The organism is Virgibacillus sp. 7505 (assembly GCF_002272135.1).
Classification (GTDB): Bacteria; Bacillota; Bacilli; order Bacillales; family Amphibacillaceae; genus Terribacillus.
In genome coordinates this window covers 17,796-37,285 of record NZ_NPBF01000004.1, presented here as the reverse complement: position 1 = coordinate 37,285, position 19,490 = coordinate 17,796, and the positions used below count along the sequence as shown (strand labels likewise).

At 44.1% G+C, this 19,490-nt stretch carries 11 protein-coding genes; 8 read left to right on the top strand and 3 right to left on the bottom strand.

Annotated features, from left to right (window positions below; genetic code table 11):
• Positions 1-3 precede the first annotated feature (3 nt).
• From CHH91_RS00180 to CHH91_RS00170, 3 genes are all read left to right on the top strand, one after another.
• Entirely contained in the window at positions 4-231 is a 228-nt protein-coding gene (locus CHH91_RS00180; RefSeq protein WP_095220882.1) for a DUF1659 domain-containing protein, read from the top strand.
• A 25-nt stretch (positions 232-256) separates the two neighbouring features.
• Positions 257-466 (top strand): DUF2922 domain-containing protein, encoded by a 210-nt coding sequence (locus CHH91_RS00175; RefSeq protein WP_095220881.1) that lies wholly within the window; start codon positions 257-259, stop codon positions 464-466.
• 62 nt (positions 467-528) lie between these two features.
• The gene (locus tag CHH91_RS00170; protein ID WP_095220880.1) at positions 529-663 is read left to right on the top strand and encodes a YvrJ family protein; all 135 of its coding nucleotides are present in this window, start codon (positions 529-531) and stop codon (positions 661-663) included.
• A gap of 25 nt (positions 664-688) precedes the next feature.
• Here CHH91_RS00170 and CHH91_RS00165 read toward each other — a convergent pair whose 3' ends face one another.
• Both CHH91_RS00165 and CHH91_RS00160 read right to left on the bottom strand, forming a co-directional pair.
• Complete coding sequence (locus tag CHH91_RS00165) at positions 689-3,685, bottom strand: ATP-binding protein (RefSeq protein WP_176465604.1); 2,997 nt, start codon at positions 3,683-3,685, stop codon at positions 689-691.
• Positions 3,686-3,701: 16 nt separating this feature from the next.
• On the bottom strand, positions 3,702-4,823 hold the full coding sequence (locus tag CHH91_RS00160; protein ID WP_095220878.1) for a response regulator: 1,122 nt from the start codon (positions 4,821-4,823) through the stop codon (positions 3,702-3,704).
• 216 nt (positions 4,824-5,039) lie between these two features.
• On the opposite strand from CHH91_RS00160, the gene CHH91_RS00155 reads away from it, so the two are divergent.
• The 5 genes from CHH91_RS00155 (at position 5,040) to CHH91_RS00135 (ending at position 19,221) form a co-directional block, all read left to right on the top strand.
• Positions 5,040-13,451 carry a SpaA isopeptide-forming pilin-related protein gene (locus CHH91_RS00155; RefSeq protein ID WP_095220877.1) on the top strand — a complete coding sequence of 2,804 codons (8,412 nt, stop codon included), beginning with the start codon at positions 5,040-5,042 and terminating at the stop codon, positions 13,449-13,451.
• Between the two features lies 1 nt (position 13,452).
• Positions 13,453-14,040, top strand: a complete 588-nt coding sequence (locus CHH91_RS00150; RefSeq protein ID WP_095220876.1) for a class D sortase — start codon at positions 13,453-13,455, stop codon at positions 14,038-14,040.
• A gap of 468 nt (positions 14,041-14,508) precedes the next feature.
• Entirely contained in the window at positions 14,509-16,536 is a 2,028-nt protein-coding gene (locus CHH91_RS00145) for a choice-of-anchor I family protein (RefSeq protein WP_176465603.1), read from the top strand.
• 108 nt (positions 16,537-16,644) lie between these two features.
• Entirely contained in the window at positions 16,645-17,571 is a 927-nt protein-coding gene (locus CHH91_RS00140; protein ID WP_095220875.1) for an AEC family transporter, read from the top strand.
• A 354-nt stretch (positions 17,572-17,925) separates the two neighbouring features.
• Positions 17,926-19,221: a CitMHS family transporter gene (locus tag CHH91_RS00135; protein ID WP_095220874.1), complete on the top strand. Its 1,296-nt coding sequence runs from the start codon at positions 17,926-17,928 to the stop codon at positions 19,219-19,221.
• A gap of 62 nt (positions 19,222-19,283) precedes the next feature.
• Here CHH91_RS00135 and CHH91_RS00130 read toward each other — a convergent pair whose 3' ends face one another.
• On the bottom strand, positions 19,284-19,484 hold the full coding sequence (locus tag CHH91_RS00130) for a DUF2536 family protein (RefSeq protein ID WP_095220873.1): 201 nt from the start codon (positions 19,482-19,484) through the stop codon (positions 19,284-19,286).
• Positions 19,485-19,490: the final 6 nt, after the last annotated feature.

Here is a 19,490-nt window from a genome sequence, read left to right as displayed (position 1 = left end):
AACATGGCAGTCATTGCAACCCATAATAAAACACGTCTCAGCATCGTTTTATATGACGGTGTAGATCCTGACACAGGCAAAGACAAATACAAAACAAAATCTTTTAACAACATCAGACTCGATGCAACACCGGATGAGCTGCAGGCTTTCGCCAATGCATTGGTACCATTGCAGCAGCGCAATCTGTACGCAGTGGAGAAGAACGACCACTCCATCCTGCGTGAAACTTAATTCGACAAAAAAGGAGGAATAAAGCATGAAGAAGCTTGATCTGCAGTTTTTAAATGAAGCTGGCAAGACTGTAACCATCAGTTTGGAGCAGCCTGTGGAACCATTCGACGAGACAGCAATTAATCAGGCGATGGATGCGATTCTCGCACAGAATGTCATCGCATCGAGCGGCGGAGCGCTTGTCTCTAAAAAAGCAGCCCGTATCGTCGATCGTACTGTACAGGAAGTATTCTAACCTTAAAGGAGTGCAGCCGCTGCGTGCTGCACTCCTTTTTAATAAGAAAGGAGGCGTAGCTGATGGATCCATGGCTTGCGATCATAAAGGAATTCGGGTTTCCGGCAGCTGTCACATTTTATTTGATGCACCGGATCGAAAACAAGCTGAATACACTGATTGCTTCCATCCATAGTCTGCCGGAGAAGCTGAAATGAAGAAGAAGACCAGCTTCCTTAGGGATTACTGGTCTTCTTCTTTCCTTCCTTCCATTAAAGGGATGCTGATTTGTATCGTGGTGCCTAATCCTTCTTCGCTGCAAAGTATCAGCCCGCAGCCGTTCAGCTTTTGCAGTCGGGAATGGGTATTGATTAAGCCGATGCTATCTCGGTGGCCAGCAGATATATTCAATCGCCGTTGTTTATCGGGAGTGATACCAATGCCGTCATCTATAATTCGAATAAAGGCATTATCTCCTTTTCTAAACAGTTGTATCAGAATGGTGCCACCATCTTCTTTTGGCTGTAAGCCATGAAGAATAGCATTTTCAACCAAGGGCTGTAGCGTCAGAGGAGGAATACTGAACTTAAGTTCATAATTAATATCCCAGCTGATATGCAGCCTTTCTCCAAATCGTTCCTTTTGGATATATAGATAAGATCGAACCAATTCCAATTCTTTTTCAATGGGGATACTGCTTGATAGGTTCTTTCCATTGAAACTTGCTTGCAGGTAGTTACCGAACTCTTGAAGCAACAGAAGCATGCGGTCATTATCAATCGCACTTAATGCGCCGATTGTATTCAATGTATTAAACAGGAAATGTGGGTGAATCTGAGCCTGCAGCCAGGCTGCTTCCATACTGAGCCGGTCCTCGATGGACCTTTTTAGTTCCAGCAGTGATTTGATACGTATTTTCAACTCGAGCATATCCACTGGTTTGGTGACGTACTCGTTGGCACCTGCTTGAAAACCTGCATACACATCCTCAGGCTGTGAGCGCGCAGTAAGCAATAAAACAGGTAATTCTGTAAGGTTGTAGCGGCTGCGTACTATTTTCGTTAATTGGAAACCTGATATCTCAGGCATCATCACATCAATAATCAACAAATCCCATCTGTCTGTATCCAATTGCCGGAAAAAATCATTCAGTGATGCAGTTGTTTTGATCTGGTAGCCTTCTGTTTTCAGTGCTTGTTTTAAGATCTTTAAGTTCACGGGATCATCATCTATTGCAAGTATGCGATAGCCGCTGTCTACTTGAAGATCCGGTTCGGCAATCTGCTCTGAAGCGGCAGATTCGACGCGTGCCATTGCCTCTGCTTTGTATTCTTCCGGACAGTCAGCCTCGAGTGGCAAACTGAGAGTAAAAACCGAACCTTTTCCATGAACTGATTCTGCAGACAAAGAACCCCCATGCAGCTCGGCCAGCTGTCTGCTGATACTAAGCCCCAGACCGATTCCTTCGCTTTCAGAAATGGAATTTTCTCCTTTTTCATAAGGGCTGAAAATCCTTGCCTGCGTCTTGGCATCCATTCCGATTCCAGTATCCATTATCTTAACAAAGAGATGGGACTCATCCGCTGAAACTTCAATGGTTATGTTACCTTCCGATGTAAACTTTAAAGCATTATGCAGTATATTTGTCATGATTTGCGTGACACGGTGTTCATCTGCATGTATGTAAGGAAGGCCTTGCGGCAGTCGCATATGGATCTTTACATCCTTCTCATCTGCCATAAAACGAAGCATATCGACTGTTCCGACCAGGATAGGTTCAATGGACATAGCAGAAGGTTGGAGTCGGATTTTATTGGTCCTCATCTGATCGACATCAATCAAGTCATTTATAAGATAAGACATCTTCCGACTGAGTGTTTTCGCAAGTTCCAGCTGATATCTGCTGTGATCTGTCAGCTTGTTTTCCTGTTCCAGTACGCTTTGAACCATATTCATCATTCCATGCAATGGTGTGCGCAGCTCATGGGATGTATTTGCTAAGAATTGGTCCTTCCGTCGCTGCTCCACTTCGAGTTGCTTAATATATTGCTCGTTCTCCGTTTCCGACTGGAAGAAGCGAAGGAACCAAAAGCTGCAGAAGCATACCAATGCAACTGTTATATCGAAAGGGTAAAAGCCAGCCTTGATAGCAGATCGCAACGTATCCCCGATAGGGAGAAAACTTACAATGATAGACCAGACGACATGAGAGATAACAGCAGCACCTGCAAAGAACAGTGGCAAAGCTTTCTCGCCGCTGAGAAGAACAGTCCGGAATAATATCAAGAATATGATGGAGAAAGCTACTACCAAAGAAATAGCGATGCCGATAACATACCGAACGAATTCAATCGGTGCTGCAAGGATATAAATCAAATAGGCAATAAAAAGGACATAAAGGATTTTAAATGGCCACCTGTAAGCTGCTTTTGTATAGGTGAAGATGACAAAAAGCAAAAAGAAAAAGCTTAAGCCAATATAACTGAAATAAACCATTCGAACATACCACTCGTGACTCAGCGGCATGACGTAGCCCAGTGTATTGTAATCGGAAGCTACAACAGCTATGCTCGCCAATAAAGCTGCAATGGAAAAAAAGAAAGTACCAATTTTTTTTGGTTTCATTATGTAAAGTACAAATGCATATATTGCGTGGATAAATATGATGGCACCAACAAAAAACTGGAGCAGGCCTGCTTGATATGTCTCCTTTTGAATCTGCTGGGATGAGCCGAATCTCACGCTGATCAATGATCGTGCCCGCTTATTGCCGTGGAATTCATCAAACGTGAATTTGATTTTGATTTGACCATTCTCGTTTGCACGCAAATCAGTGATGGAAACCGGAGTGGGAGGTCCTTTTTCAAGATCTGTGCTTTGGTAGACAAGCTGATCATTGGCATATACCGAGAAACTGGAATAAAGCGATCGGACGGACAGGGCATAGCAATCAACCTGTTCACCGGTTTGAATCGTCATTTCATAAGTTCCTGCAGCTTTTGCTTCCATATATTTCGGAAGCTGTGTATAGAGGGGGCTATCAGCATTGTTTAGCTGTTTCCAATCCCCACTCAATTCTATGGAATGACTGTTTGAAAAATCTATATGGCGAGCATCCATCAGCCCGTCGGCTGCCTCAGGCTGAACATCAGGTGTCTGAGTGTGATACCAGACCACTCTCCCTAACGTCAAGACAGCTGCAAAAGCTAAAATCATCATCAGTTTCGTACTGCGTTTCATCATGTCCTCCTGCTAATTAAGCCTGCATATGCCGCTCTCTCCACGATTCATACCAATCCATCAGTTCTGCCTCTGGAGCAATATCAAATTCTTCATCCAGCATCTGCTTTAAGCGTTCATAGTGACTGACAACTTCTCCGGTTTCCCCCAAGCTATCGTATAGATACATGAGACGTATATAACTGTGTGCAATATACGGATAATCCGATTGCATACGCAAGTAAAGGGAAATAGCATCTTCCAATATGTTCTGCTCCTCTAAGAATACCCCGACCTGTGCAGCGGTTTTATACCAAATCTCTCTCAGCTGCCTTTGCTCTGATTCTGCCCAGGCGTAAGTCTCTGCAGAGAAATAATCCCCTTTGTATTGTCGCAGCAGCAGTCTCTGATAAGTGGATAGAGAATGTTCATTTAGTTCCGGTAAATGGGTTATTTGATTCCGCCATTCCATAACATCCACTTCAGCATCTCCCAGGTGTAGCTGATAGCACTGATTGGCGCTGCTCAATGACAGGCCTGGAAGCGATGCAGCCAAGGTCTTACGGATAACGTAGATAGTGGAATATAGCTGCGTAAAAGCTTTTTCCGGCTCCTTTTCTTCCCAGAATTCTTCAATCAGTACATCTTTGCGTATCGGCTTTCCTGCGTGATGAAGCAAATAGCAAAATACCTCCTTCGCTTTGGATGTTCTCCATTGTACAGGCAATGTCTCACCATTCTGAAGAAATTGTAACGTTGGCATACAGTTTATTTGTATAGGTGCATGAGATGTATTTTTCTTTACTTCCGTATACAAGCGCTGGATCGTCTTCCTTAATCTATCCTTCTGAATTGGCTTCACTATATAATCCAGGGCATTTAATTCAAATGCCTGAACAGCATATTCATGATAGCCAGTGACAAATACAATTGGTAAATTTGGATGTTCTTCTTGGATGGCTGCTGCAAGTTCGACGCCATTTACAGAGCCGATCTTTATATCTAGAAAAAGAAGTTCAGGTTTCTTCTCTTTAATTTTTTCGGTTAGTCCACGAGATGTTTTATAAGCACCGACAATCTTAAATTCTCCAATGCTATGTAATTGTGTTTCGAGAAATTGCAGCGCTAACGGCTCATCGTCTACGAGCATCACTTTCATACTATAGCCTCCTGCATAAAGTCTTCTAGCTAGTATTATAACAATCAGTTGTGGGAAATCAGCCTTTATTTGGAAGAATTCTTGCCTTTCGACAATATTTGCAGGTCTTTTATCACTCCTTTTTGGATAAAATGTACAGTTTTTGTTCAGAAGCCTTTGCTAATGTGAGGAAGTCTGAGCAGTACCCGATAAAAAATTGTAGAGGAGAACGAGAGAGTGATAAGAAAGATTCCTGTAATGATGCTTATTGCCATCCTGCTTATGCAAACTGTTTTGTCCAGTTCACTTGGAACCGCACAAGTGTTTGCAGAAGGAAATGATCCGGAAGCTTTTGAGGCGGTAATCGAAGTAACAGATGGAGAAGACAACACTATCAGTTCAGATAATCGTCTAGACAGAGACGCACAGCTGAAACTGAAAGTGAATTGGAACAAAAACCAGCACACATCAGATCATACATACAAGATTACACTACCAGACCAACTTGACTTTACATCAATTGAATCAACAACTCTGCTTAATGCAGAAGAAGCCGAAGTCGGAATTTATGAACTGAAAGATGGGGTATTATCTTTCCAATTTACGAATGAAGATCAAGAGCCTGCAAGTGGGGAGCTGGAGGTAACAGCACAGGTTGTTCAGACCCTTCAAGCCAGCGAGGAACAAGAGACGAACTTAACATTCTACGTAGAAAACAAAGAACAGGTAATTCCGCTATTTTTGAATCCAGCAGCTGAGAAAGAACCGCTGCCGGAGGAAGAGCCTTCAGAGGAACCACAAGGAGATGAGCTTCCAGCTGAACCAGTGAAGGAAGAGGAGCAGCCTGTGGAAGAAGAGAAAGCAGCGGAAGAAGCTGCAGCTGACAAGACAGAGGAAACAGATGAGCCAGTGAAAGAAGAGACTGAGGACACAGATCAAGAGCAGGCTGAAGAAAACGCTGAAGTAAAACAGGCAAACAATGAAATTGCAGCCCAAGATCGCCTTACAGGTGAAATAGAAGAGAATATCATCTCAAACATCGTATTAAAGGACAAAGACGGAAACATCATACATGCTGATGAAAACCCGGATAATCAGCCGGCTTTAGGGGATGAAGTTACCATTGATATGGATTGGGCCTTGCAAAATGGCCATCCATACGGAGCTGGATCGACTTTTACTTTCTCTTTGCCAGCCTACTTTAAGCTTTATAACGATGTAGATGGCCAGCTTCAATTTGGTAATGAAAGTGTCGGAACATATAAGATGAGCATGGATGGTACGGTTGTCATGACCTTCAATGACAATATTACTAAGCTATCCAATGTAAAAGGTACATTGCATTTCTGGACAGAGTTCCATGAAAGAATTGAAGGAAGTATCGAACAGGAAATCATTTTTACGATCAAAGAAGAAGATGTAGCGGTAATTCCAGTTACATTCCAGCCGAGACCTGGAAGTGCAATTGATAAATCCGGGAAGACAGATCGCGGCTATAACGCAAAAGAAATTACTTGGACAGTTGATTTTAACAAACAACTGAAGACTATCGAAGATGCTGTACTGAAAGACCCGCTTCAAGCCAATCAACAGCTGCAGCCTGATTCTATCAAGGTGTATAAGCTGGATGTTCAGCTGGATGGCAGTGTGAAGCAAGGGGAAGAGGTAAGTCCTTCCGCCTATACGGTCCAAGAGGAACCTTTCCAGATCAATTTCGGTCAGCTTAAAGATGCTTACCGTGTGGAGTTCAAGACAGATATTACGGACGCTGAAGGTACGAGATATGAGAATACAGCATTCCTAGCAGGTTCGAACATCGAGGAATTGTCTGCAAAGGCTTCTGTCAGTGTGAGCCGGGGTAAACCGCTTGCGAAACGCAGTATTGCTTATGATGCCGAAAAGCAAACAATCACATGGGAAATTCAATACAACTACAATGAAAAAAACATCCAGCAGCAAGACGCTGTATTGCAAGACTTATTCGATGCTAGCCACGTACTGATTCGTGACTCATTGAATGTCGAAAAAATCACGATTGGTGAAAATGGACAGGAAACAGGGGCCGAACTGTATACGAACTATCAAGTAGACGAACAGCCTGCTGCGGATGGAAAGCGCGGATTCCAGCTCCAATTTAAAGAAGATATTCAGAACGCTTACAAAATAACATATCAGACAAAAGCTGATGGCCGAGTTATGGATGACGGCCGCATCAACAATAGTGTGGTAGTCGGAGAAAACACTAGTGAAACGGGTCAAGGAGTCAGTCAGCAAGTACTTTCTAAGGGCTACTCCAATGTTAACTATAGGGATAAAACGAATAACTGGACCATTGATTTCAATAAAGATTCCCATAAGATGACAGATGTTTTTATAACAGACACGTACCCGAACAAGGGACTGACGATGAAAGAGGATACGTTTAAGATAGTAGACCGTGCTACTGGTGAAACAGTATCCGAAAACGATTATGAACTTGTCGTATCAGCAGACGGATTTACGATCAAATTCAAAAACGAGATCAAGACGCCGTATCGTATTACCTATACTACTGCATTTAATTACGACCAGCTTGGAGAGCAAAAACAATTCCGAAACCATGTCCAGCTTGATTGGAAAGATGAATCAGGCAAAGACCAGACCAAAGAGGCAGCAGCAGGATTCAATCCGGATAACTACACAGTAAACAACGGATTCAAGAACGGTTCTTATAATGCTGTTTCAAAGGGAATCACATGGAATGTCGGAGTCAACTATGACTTGAAGGACTTGGATAATATTGTTGTGACAGATTACATCCAAGGCAAGCAAAACTTAGTTGATGGCTCGTTGAAGGTGTATGAAGTAGAGCTGACTGGCGGCAATAACGGTGTCAGAAAAGGTGCAGAGCTGCAAGAAGGCACAGATTATAATGTGGAAACTGTTAAGAATGATAAGAATGAACCTGGTTTCAAGTTGCACATTCTTAAAGATAACAGTAAAGCATATTGGATCGAATACAAAACCAGCCTTGCTGGGGAGCTGATTGTCAATCGTTACGATAACACCGCTACCCTGACGAGTGATGGCAAAGAACCAATCAATTTGAATGCGCAGGTTTCCGTTGCGAATGGCGGCAGCTATAACGTAAAAGATGGTTCTCAGAACGGCAATGTGATCAATTGGAAGATTGACATCAATAAAGGTCAATCCCATGTATCGAAAGCGAAAGTGACAGATGAACAGCAAGCTAACCAGATCCTTTTAGAAGACAGCTTCAAGCTATATGAAACGAATGTCGCACAAAATGGAGGTCTTTCAAAAGGAGAGGAAGTATCGAAGGAGGCTTATAAGCTCGATATCATTACGGCTGATGATGGCAGCCAGACGTTTGAGTTATCGTTCCTGGATGATATTGATCGTGCTTATATCCTGGAATACCAATCGTATATCAATGCCGCGAATGGCGAGTCTGTCAGCAATAAAGCAACCTTCTCGGGTGAAAATATCACGACAGAAACAGTCGAATCAGGTAAGACAATCATTGTCCGCAAAAGCGGGGGCAGTGGAACTGGTTCTGGGGAATATGGCAGCTTGGAAGTGACCAAAGTGGATGCAGCGACAGGCGAGGCATTAGCTGGTGCAACATTCACGTTGTACGACAGTGAAGGAAAGATTGCAATCCGAACCGTGACAACAGGTGAAGACGGCAAAGCGTTATTCAAGAACCTGTTGTATGACGATTATCTTCTGAAAGAAGATAAAGCGCCAGATGGTTACGTAGTCGGCATCCAAGATACAAAAAAAGTTACTGTGGATGGCGACACAAAAACGACTATTCAAAACAAAGAAATCACACGAGATGTGAAACTGACGAAATACGATAGTGAAACGAGAGAGAAACTTCAAGGAGCAGTTTTCGCATTGGAGCAGCAAGTGGATGGGGAATGGAAACAAATCCAGGATAACTTGACAACAGATGAAGATGGAACAATTTCCGTGACAGATTTAGATGCTGGCAATTACCGTTTTATGGAGACAGAGGCACCGGAACTATACGAATTAAATAAAGATCCTGTTTACTTTGAAATCAAATCCGACCAGACAACTGTGACGACTGTCACAAAAGACAATGCAGTCAAAAGGGGCAGTGTGAAACTGCAGAAGGTCGATGAAGCAGGCAACCCATTGCAGGGTGCAGTCTTCACTTTGAAAGATGCCGAAGGCAAAGTCGTCAAAGATAACCTTACAAGCGATGAAAATGGATTGGTGGAAGTAAAGGATTTGCGACCAGGCAAATATGCAATCGTGGAAACGAAAGCACCGGAATTCTACCAGCTGGACACAGCAGTGCATGAGTTTGAAATTAATCCAGCTAAACAGGCTGAAATTGATCTTGGTAAAATTCAAAATAAGCTATTCACTGGCGCTATTCAACTGACAAAGGTTGATAGGGACCAGAAGGAGACATTGCTTGCAGGAGCCGTTTTCGAACTGCAAACAGCGGACGGCAAGACGCTGAGAGAAGGTTTGACAACAAATGAAGCTGGTGTACTCGTTGTCGATCAGCTTGCACCTGGTGACTATCAGTTGGTCGAAACATTAGCACCAAAGGATTATCAACTTGATCAGACGCCAATAGCCTTCACAATCGAGAAAAGCAATGAAGCAACGATCCAGGTAGAGCGTGAAATGAGCAACAAGCTTTTGCCAGGAGAAGTCATTTTGACAAAAGTGGATGGTAGAGATAATTCTCTTCTAGCTGACGCAGAGTTCTCGCTTTATACAGAAAATGGAGAGCTCATCCATGAAGGATTAAAGACTGATGCAGAAGGAAAGCTGACTGTTTCCGATTTGCAGCCAGGCAGCTATTATTTCCAAGAAACGAAAGCACCGGTGAATTATGAGTTGAATGGAGAAAAACTTCCATTTACGATCGAGCGCAGTCAAGCGGAAGCTGCCCAGGTCAGAGCGGAGAATACACTTACTCCAGGAGCAGTTTCTTTGGTCAAGGTAGATGAAGATGATCAAAATCTACGTCTGGCAGGCGCAGAGTACAAACTGCAAGATGCGAGTGGCGAGGTTGTGAAAGATAATCTTGTCACGAACGAAGAAGGAAGAATTGTTGTTGAAGATCTTGCTCCAGGAACTTATTATTTCGTGGAGACAAAAGCACCGGAACATTACCAGCTGGACGAAACACCAATTGAAGTGAAAGTGGCAAAAGGACAGCAAGAAGCTGCTGTTGTCACTGCTGCGAATACGCTTATTCCAGGAAGTGTGGTACTGGAGAAGATTGATAGTGCCGATCACAGCATCACGCTGGAAGGTGCTTCCTTCAAGCTGGTGAACAGCAAGGGCGATGTTGTGGATGAAAGATTGGTAACGGACAAAGATGGACGTATCACAGTCGACAATCTGAAGCCAGGCGAGTACCAGTTCATTGAAATCGATGCACCAAAAGATTATGAGCTGGATGCAGAACCAATAAAATTCACTGTTGAAAAGAGCCAGAAAGAAGCGCTCGTGATTCAACAGACGAACACGCTGAAGCCAGGCGAGGTCGAACTGACGAAGGTCAATAAACACAATACAGGCGAAACATTAGCTGGTGCAGAATATGCTCTGAAGGATGCAGCAGGCAATGTTGTGAAAGAAAATCTAGTGACTGATGAAAACGGCAAAATTGCTGTAGCTGGTCTAGCGCCAGGAAAATATCAATTTGTGGAAGTGAAAGCGCCAGAGCACTTTGTTTTGGATGCAACACCAATCACATTCGAAATTGCGCGCAGCCAAGAGAAAGCAGTATCTGTAACAGCTGTCAACGAGTTGAAAAGAGGCGCTGTCGAGATTACTAAAGTCGGCGAAGACAATTTGGAAAAAGGTCTGGAAGGCGCAGAATACGAGCTTCGGACAAAAGCTGGAGACGTCATTGCAACAGGCAAAACGGATGAGACAGGAAAAGTTCAATTCAAAGATCTGCTTCCTGGCGATTATGAGATTGTCGAAACAAAAGCGCCATTTGGTTATGACTTGAATGCGGATCCAATCCCTGTAACAGTAGATCGAAGCCAAGAAAAGCTGCTTGCAGTGCAGCAAGTGGACGAATTGACAACAGGTTCTGTTTTAATGAAGAAAGTCGACAGCAAAGAGAATGCGATAGGCCTTGCCGGAGCGGTATTCGAATTGCAGGATGAAACAGGCAAGACGATTAAAGAAGGACTGACAACCAATGAAAATGGCGAACTATCCATCACAGATTTAAAACCGGGTGATTATCAGCTGATCGAAACCCAAGCACCGACAGATTATAAGTTGGACGATACACCAATCATTTTCACAATTGAAAAAGGACAGCAAGTCATCCCGACAGTGGAAGTGGAAAATACACTGACACCTGGTGCTGTATCTTTGATCAAAGTGGATAAAGATAATGAAAATGTGCCGCTCTCTGGAGCAGCATACAAGCTAGTTGATGATACTGGGGCAACTGTCCAGGAAAACTTGGTCACTGATCAAGATGGACGTATCATTGTTACAGATCTTGCACCAGGTAAGTATCAATTCATTGAAACGAAAGCACCGGAAAATTACGTGCTGGATGCAACACCAATTGATGTGGAAGTTACACGGAGTCAGAAGGAAGCTGCTGTAGTATACGCAGAAAACGAGATGATTCCTGGAAGTGTTGTGTTAGAAAAGAAAGACAGCGTGGATGAATCTATTACACTGTCCGATGCGGAATTCAAGCTGGTGGACAACAAAGGCAACGTTGTGGCAGAGAAACTGAAGACAGATGAAAACGGCAGAATAGTAGTGGAAAATCTCAAACCTGGTGCATACCAGTTCATTGAAACCAAAGCACCAGCAGATTATGTGCTAGATGACAAACCGATAGACTTCGAGATTGCGAAGAGCCAGAAAGAGCCGTTACTCATTACAGCAAAGAATACACTCATCCCTGGCGGAGTGGAATTGACGAAAGTCAACGCGCATGACAATAGCGAAAAACTTGCGGGAGCTGTATTTGACCTGCAAGATCAGGATGGCAATGTCATCGAAAAGAATTTGACGACAGATGAAGCTGGTAAGATAACAATCGACGGTCTGGCACCGGGAAGCTATCAATTTGTTGAGACTGAAGCACCGACTGACTTCCTGACAGATAGCACGCCAATTCCGTTCACAATTGAAAGAAGCCAGACAGAAAAAGTAACAGTTACAGCAGAGAACGATCTGAAAAAAGGATCATTGGAAATTTATAAAGTTGACAGTGAGGATGAAACAGTCGAGTTAGAGGGAGCTTCATTCGACTTATTGACAGCTGCTGGAGAAAAAATAGCTTCCGGTAAGACGGATAAAGAAGGAAAGCTGCAATTTAGTGATCTAGTTCCTGGTGATTATATTATCAAGGAAACAGAAGCGCCATTCGGCTATGACTTGGATCCGACACCGAAACAGGTAACAATTGAACGCAGCCAGCAAGAAACTGCTGTGATTCAGCTGAACAATCAACTTTCAACAGGAGCAGTTCACCTGGAGAAAGTGGACAGCAAGGATAACAACATCAGATTAGCGGGAGCTGTATTCCGTTTGCAGGATAGCAATGGAGAAACACTGCAGGAAGGTCTGACAACGAATATCGATGGTCTTCTGACAATAACAAATCTGAAGCCGGGAGATTACCAGCTAATCGAAACGAGTGCACCGGAAAATTATGTGCTGGATGAAACACCGATAAACTTCACAATCGAAAAAGGGCAGCAAGCACCACTGGCCGTAGCAGCGGAAAATACGCTTCAGCCAGGCATTGTGTCGCTTGTCAAAGTAGATAAGGACAATCCGGAAACTCATCTTGCTGATGCGGAATTCCTTTTGTTGGATGAAAAGGGTAATGTAGTGAAAGACCATTTGCACACAGACAGCGAAGGACGCATCATAGTCGAAGATCTTGCACCAGGTTCTTACACATTCGTTGAAACGAAGGCACCTGTCGGGTATGAGCTGGATACTACACCTATCGAAGTGACTGTAGAAAAAGGTCAAAAAGAAGCAGCAGTTGTCACAGCAGTAAACGAATTGACACCAGGAACAGCTGTATTGGAGAAAGTCGATGCAGATGATAGTACTGAGAAACTAAAAGGCGCTGTTTTCAAACTAGTAAATGACAAAGGAGAAACAATCCAAGAAGACCTAGTTACTGACGAAGCTGGTCAAATCACTATTAACGATCTGAAGCCAGGAAACTATCAATTCGTTGAAACAAAGGCTCCGGCTGGATATCAGTTAGACGATAAGCCGATTGTATTTACAGTTGAAAAAGCGCAAGCGGAAGCAGTAGTTGTTACGGTGACAAATACACGCGAACAAACACCAGAGAATCCTGAGGAACCAGAAGAGCCTAACACGCCTGAGCAGCCAGCAAATGGTGATACACCAAATGAATCCGATAAAGATCCTGCTCCAGGAAACACTACTGTTCCTGCAGCAGGTGACGGAAAAGGTGCAAAGCCAACTGCTAATAACCAAAATGGACTGCCAGCAAGTTTGCCGCAGACTGGCGAGCAGCTCCTATCATTGATACTGATGGCTGGTATCATATCGTTCGGTGTTGGAGGGTTGTTCATTTGGAACGCATTCCGAACACAGACAGTAAGAAAGAGGCAGTAGGATGAAAAAAGGGAAGCTGATAGCAGGTGTTGTGTTTCTTTTGCTAGGAGTGGCGCTAGTTGCCACTCCCCTCTCTATAGAAAGAATGCACGCGAAAGAAGTAAGTGAATTAGAAAAAGCATTCGCCAGTATTGAGGCAGGAGACGTACCGCAAGCAGGGGGAGAGCAAGGTCAAAAGTGGTCGGAGGATGAATTAGCGAATATGATGAAGCTCGAAATTCCATCAATCGAATTAGAGCAATATGTGCTTAATGAGACAACTGATGAGAATTTAGCTGCAGCACTGACGCAAATTAAGACGGATCAGAATCCTGCTAAGGACAATTTCTCGATAGCTGGCCATCGCGGATACCGTGGCGATCGTTTCTTCAGACAGTTGCCTGAGGTGAAAGCAGGAGCAGAAATTAAACTTCAGGATAAGGATGCGACCTATATCTACGAAGTAGACAGTGTAAAGATTGTTGAGCCTAATAATATCGCGATACTGGAAAATACAGATGAACCAGAGATTACGTTAGTCACATGTACGCTCTCAGGTAAACAGCGAGTTGCTGTGACAGGTAAATTAATAGAGGTACAAAAGAGCTGATGATGTGCTTCACTTTGGAACAGTTCGCTACCGGTGGATTTACAACCACTTCATACGAATATTGGTAAACATCTAAAGAAGAGCCAGATACAAACCGATAAGATATAAGAAAACCCTGCTGTTGCTGAAGAAAGGATGGACCAATGATCCTGAAAGAAAACGACTTTTTTGTTGGTTTGTGGAATGCCATTCTGGTATCTGGATTGTTCTATGCTTGTCTATTGTCCATGTATTTTCTGTTTACTAGATAATGCGCAGGCGATGATTTACCATCAATCTATAGTATCTTTAAAGCGTTGGGGACATTGAGGGATACGGTGAATGAAACCTTTAGGCTGCCATGTAATGGCAGTCTTCTTTTTTGTCCTGCAACATTACAAGAACTTCATACACTTTTAACAGGAACTTCACGCCACTAAGCTATCATGACTATCATAATATTCTAATGATAGAGTTGGGGTGGCGAAAGTGAAGAGTTGGAAGAAGTGGACGGCTATGTCGCTGGCGGCGGCTAGTTTAGCATTGCCTGCTGTCGGGCATGCAGAAGAGCTGAAGGCATATAACAGAGGTCAAGCGCAAGCACTTGAAGTAGAACAGATTGGCCGCTATAACAGCGGCAGCGGTATTGGTGAAGGCGGTACTGAGATTGTAGCGTACGATGCTAATTCAAAACGTGCCTTTTCAGTGAATGGTGCTGCTAGAGCTCTGGATATTCTCGATTTGAATGGATTGAAGGATGGGAAAGGAGAGATTCCGCTTCTGAAACGGGTATCTCTGGAATCGTTTGGGGTAAGTGCTTCTGATGTGACTAGCGTAGCTATCCATCCGGAAGGTGATTATATAGCGGTGTCGGTACCTAGTGAGGTGAAGACCGATCCAGGTCATGTCGTCTTGCTAGATACAGACGGGAACAAGCTTGCTAGCGTCGAGGTCGGAGCTTTGCCCGATATGGTTACTTTCACGCACGATGGCACAAAGGTGCTTGTTGCCAATGAGGGGGAGCCATCCGATGATTACACAGTCAATCCAGAGGGCTCGGTCAGCATTATTGATGTAGGAAGTGGGTTGGACAACCTTACAGCGGTATCAGCCAATTTTACGGATGACATCGTCGATTCGGATGTCCGTAAAGTGAATCCAGATCCGGAAAACGCAACGTATGCTGAAAACCTGGAGCCGGAATACATAACTGTAGACAAGGACAACCGTTATGCTTATGTTGCTATTCAGGAAAGCAATGCCATCGCAAAGCTTGACTTACAGTCGAACAGCTTCACAACGGTGAAGAGTTTAGGATACAAGGATTTCTCCAAAGAGGGCGTGGAACTTGATCCATCTAATAAAGATGAGGGTATCCAAATCGGCAATTGGCCGGTGCTCAGTATGTATATGCCGGATGGGATGACAGCTTTCCAATCAGGCGGCAAGACGTATCTCATTACTGCCAATGAAGGTGATGCCCAGGACTGGGAAGGCTTTTCAGAGGAAGTACGGGTAGCGGATCTGGCAGCAGAGGATGCTTATGCATTGAATGCGGATTTATATCAAGGATACACACAGGAGCAGCTTGATCAGCTAGTGCAGGATGGGCTGTTTGAAGATGATAAGCTTGGACGTTTGAACACAAGTTTTGTGGCACCGAAAAATGCAGAGGGTAAATATGAAGCAGTTTACGGATTCGGCGGGCGCAGCTTCTCGATCTGGGATGCAGATTCGCTGCAGCAAGTATATGATAGCGGTGCTGATTTTGAGAAAATCACAGCTGAAGCAAATCCAGAGTATTTCAATACGACAAACGACGAAGACAAGCTTGATAACCGCAGTGACGACAAAGGACCGGAACCAGAAACAGTCATTACTGGAGACGTAGATGGCAAAACATATGCATTCATCGGTCTGGAGCGGACAGGCGGTATCATGGCTTATGACGTGACAAATCCAGCCAGCCCGGCGTTCTCGACGTATTTCTCCAGCCGGAACTTCCAAGGAGGTGAAGCAGCTGTGGATAGTGCAAGCGGCGATGTGGCACCGGAAGGGCTGACATACATTCCGGCAGAAGAAAGTCCGACTGGCCAGACACTGCTATTAGCGGCCCATGAAGTGTCAGGAACAATTGCTGCCTACGCACTTGGAGAGAAGCCTGAAATACAGCCAGAACCTTTGCCGGAAGAAGAGCCTGAACGGCCTGTAACAGAACCGAATGAGCCGGAGAAGGAAGAACCAGCAGAAGAGACAACTGCACCGGTAAATGAGGAACCAAAGCAGGAGACAGAAACAGTAGAAGAAGAAACGGAAACTACAACGACAGATCCAGCAACTGATGAGAAGGATAGTGGACAGACAGCTGCTTCTGCAAAATCAGATACGGATGATGCAGAAGGGCAGCCATTACCGAATACAAGTACGAATGTATTCAATTGGCTGCTGGGCGGGGTTGCCCTAGTGGCAGCAGGTGTCATATTCTTTGGCATCAATAAGCTTCGAAAGCGTGCATAGACGTGACAGCCACCAACAAGGTGGCTGTTTTTTTGATTGCTTCCTATAGAGTTTTGAAAATGTTAGCAGTATAATGAGCCTGTATACGCTTACAAAAGGAGGGAGCACATGGCTGTATTATCATTGATTTTCCTGGAAGTAATTGCGCCTTTATTGATTTTGCTGGCTGTTGGTGTCATCCTGCAGCGAAAATTTTCATTACAGCTTGGGACCTTGTCCAAGCTGCTGACGTATTGCTTCCTTCCTGTGAATGGTTTTATCAATATGTATCAAAGCAGTATGCCGCTTTCTGTGTTCGGTCAAATCATTTTATTCCTGCTGCTGTTCACAGTGTTTTCCGTTGGTTTTACGGAGATCACGAGCAGGCTGTTCAAGCTTGAAAGAGGAGTGGCTGCCACCTATAAGAACAGCGTGGTGCTCATGAACTCGGGGAACTACGGTATTCCAGTCAGCCAGCTCGTTTTCCAGTCAAATCCGCTAGGGGTATCCATCCAGCTGATTGTCATGGTGTACCAGAATCTGCTCACCTTTACATATGGGCTTTACAATATGGTGAGTGTCAAAAGCCAAGGAAATGCTATATTGAAGGAACTTTTCCGGCTGCCAATGATTTATGCTATCATACTTGGAGTTTTATGCGCATCATTCCACGTGGACATTCCAATAATTCTATGGAATCCGATTACGTCAATCGCTGATGCCTTCCTCGCTGTCGCCTTGATCACGCTTGGAGCCCAGGTAGCACAGATTCAGCTGAAGCGTCCGCATGTTGTGCTTTATATGAGTACGATAGCTCGCCTGCTGATCGGACCTGCAGCAGCCTTGGGTATCATTTTCCTGCTTGGTCTGGATGGAACTGTCGCGCAGTCACTGTTCATTGCCAGCTCATTCCCGACTTCCCGGAACAGTTCGATATTCGCACTGGAGTATAATAACAATCCGGATTTAGCGGCGCAGACTGTTCTGGTGACGACAATTTTGAGCAGCATTACTGTTACCATCGTGGTGTATTTGGCCGGCATTCTATTTGGATAGAGCATATATTTTAATAGAAGCAGCTAAAAGTTATAGAGTGCAGCATGCAATAGGTTTATTAAAATTGGAAATCCGGCAAGATGATGTAGTATAACTCATTATATGTATAAGTGTTATACAGTATATAGGGTGACTTGCGTTTATAATGATGTAAACATAGGGTATTCTACCCGATTTTAAGTAAGAAAAGCTGTCGCAGAGCCATTTCAGCTTCTCTGCCTACTTTTCTTACTTAAAAAAGTAACAAAACTGTTGAAAATATATTTGGAAGCGCATACAATAGTTGTAATATATTATTCAACGCTGCTTAGGATTTGGGGGAATTGTTTCAGGAGACGATGAGGGGGATTTAGCATGTTAGCAATAATGGGATTCTTGATGGTCTTTCTATTCATGTATTTGATTATGACGAAAAAGCTATCTGCGCTCATTGCGCTGATGATCATCCCGGCTATATTTGCAGTTCTGACCGGGCATGCAGGTGACTTAGGGGAAATGTCACTGCAGGGTATCACAGATTTGGCACCCACTGGAATCATGCTATTATTCGCGATTCTATATTTCGGGATCATGATTGATGCAGGTTTATTCGATCCAGTCGTCGGCCGTATTTTGAAAGCGGTTAAAGGAGATCCGACGAAGATCGTTATGGGTACGGCTGCTCTTGCACTTGTCGTGTCCTTGGATGGAGATGGAACGACAAGCTATATGATTACTGTATCTGCGTTCTTCCCGCTGTACCAGCGCCTGAAAATGAATCCGCTCATATTGCCTGCCATCGCCGTCATGTGTGTAAGCTTGACAAACATGGTGCCGTGGGGCGGACCGACAGCGCGTGCTGCTGCAGCCCTTAATGTTGATGTTGGCGATGTATTCGTTCCGCTAATCCCTACTATGATTGGCGGAGCAATCTGGATTTTCTTCACTGCCTTCATCATGGGACGCCGCGAAAAGAAACGTCTTGGTGTTGTTACATTCGATGATGCAGAGCAGCGCATCCTGCAGCAGCAGGCTGCCACAGTCGATGCATCATTGAAGCGTCCGAAGCTATTGTGGGTCAACTTTGCATTGACTGCACTTTTGATGTTCGGTTTGATCAAAGGTATCATGCCGCTGCCGGTGCTGTTCATGCTTGCATTTGCCGCTGCTATCACAATCAACTATCCGAACCTGAAGCAGCAAAAAGAGCGTATTGCTGATCACGCTGGCAACGTACTTGCCGTTGTATCGCTTGTATTCGCAGCTGGTATTTTCACGGGTATCCTATCAGGAACTGAAATGGTAGATGCTATGGCTTCCAGCCTTATTTCCATCATTCCTGATTCATGGGGGCCTGCTTTCAGTATCATCGTTGCAGTCACAAGTATTCCATTCACATTCTTTATGTCTAATGATGCCTATTACTTTGGTGTTGTTCCGATCCTGGCAGAAGCAGCAGCTAACTATGGCTTCTCTGCAGCGGAAATTGCACGTGCATCCTTGCTTGGACAGCCTGTCCATTTACTCAGCCCGCTCGTTCCGGCTACATACTTGCTCGTCGGAATGTCGAAGGTGGATTTCGGGGAATTCCAGCGATTCACCATTCTCTGGGCAACCGGAACAGCATTTGCTGTAATTGCGGTAGCGATTGTTACGGGTATTATCTTCTAGGAATATAAAAAATACCGTCCGGAATGGACGGTATTTTAGTGTGAAGTTTTAATGTGGTTTCTTCACTTTGATTTAAAATGAGCAACAGCACTAAAAAACCGTCTGCCATTCTCATCTACATGCATGTTATGCGCTACATGGTGCAGCTCAAGCAGAATTGCTTTGTTGTGCTGAATCTGTTCATTGATCTTCTTTTCTAATGTTGACAAGTCATGTGCTTCGAAAAATTCGACCTTGTCTTTCAGCATTTCTAAATCTAGCATTGCTTT

Coding starts and splice junctions, on each gene's coding strand:
- CHH91_RS00135 (WP_095220874.1), top strand. CDS start 17,926: ATGTTAGCAATAATGGGATTCTTGATGGTCTTTCTATTCATGTATTTG.
- CHH91_RS00170 (WP_095220880.1), top strand. CDS start 529: ATGGATCCATGGCTTGCGATCATAAAGGAATTCGGGTTTCCGGCAGCT.
- CHH91_RS00140 (WP_095220875.1), top strand. CDS start 16,645: ATGGCTGTATTATCATTGATTTTCCTGGAAGTAATTGCGCCTTTATTG.
- CHH91_RS00180 (WP_095220882.1), top strand. CDS start 4: ATGGCAGTCATTGCAACCCATAATAAAACACGTCTCAGCATCGTTTTA.
- CHH91_RS00160 (WP_095220878.1), bottom strand. CDS start 4,823: ATGAAAGTGATGCTCGTAGACGATGAGCCGTTAGCGCTGCAATTTCTC.
- CHH91_RS00150 (WP_095220876.1), top strand. CDS start 13,453: ATGAAAAAAGGGAAGCTGATAGCAGGTGTTGTGTTTCTTTTGCTAGGA.
- CHH91_RS00175 (WP_095220881.1), top strand. CDS start 257: ATGAAGAAGCTTGATCTGCAGTTTTTAAATGAAGCTGGCAAGACTGTA.
- CHH91_RS00165 (WP_176465604.1), bottom strand. CDS start 3,685: ATGAAACGCAGTACGAAACTGATGATGATTTTAGCTTTTGCAGCTGTC.
- CHH91_RS00130 (WP_095220873.1), bottom strand. CDS start 19,484: ATGCTAGATTTAGAAATGCTGAAAGACAAGGTCGAATTTTTCGAAGCA.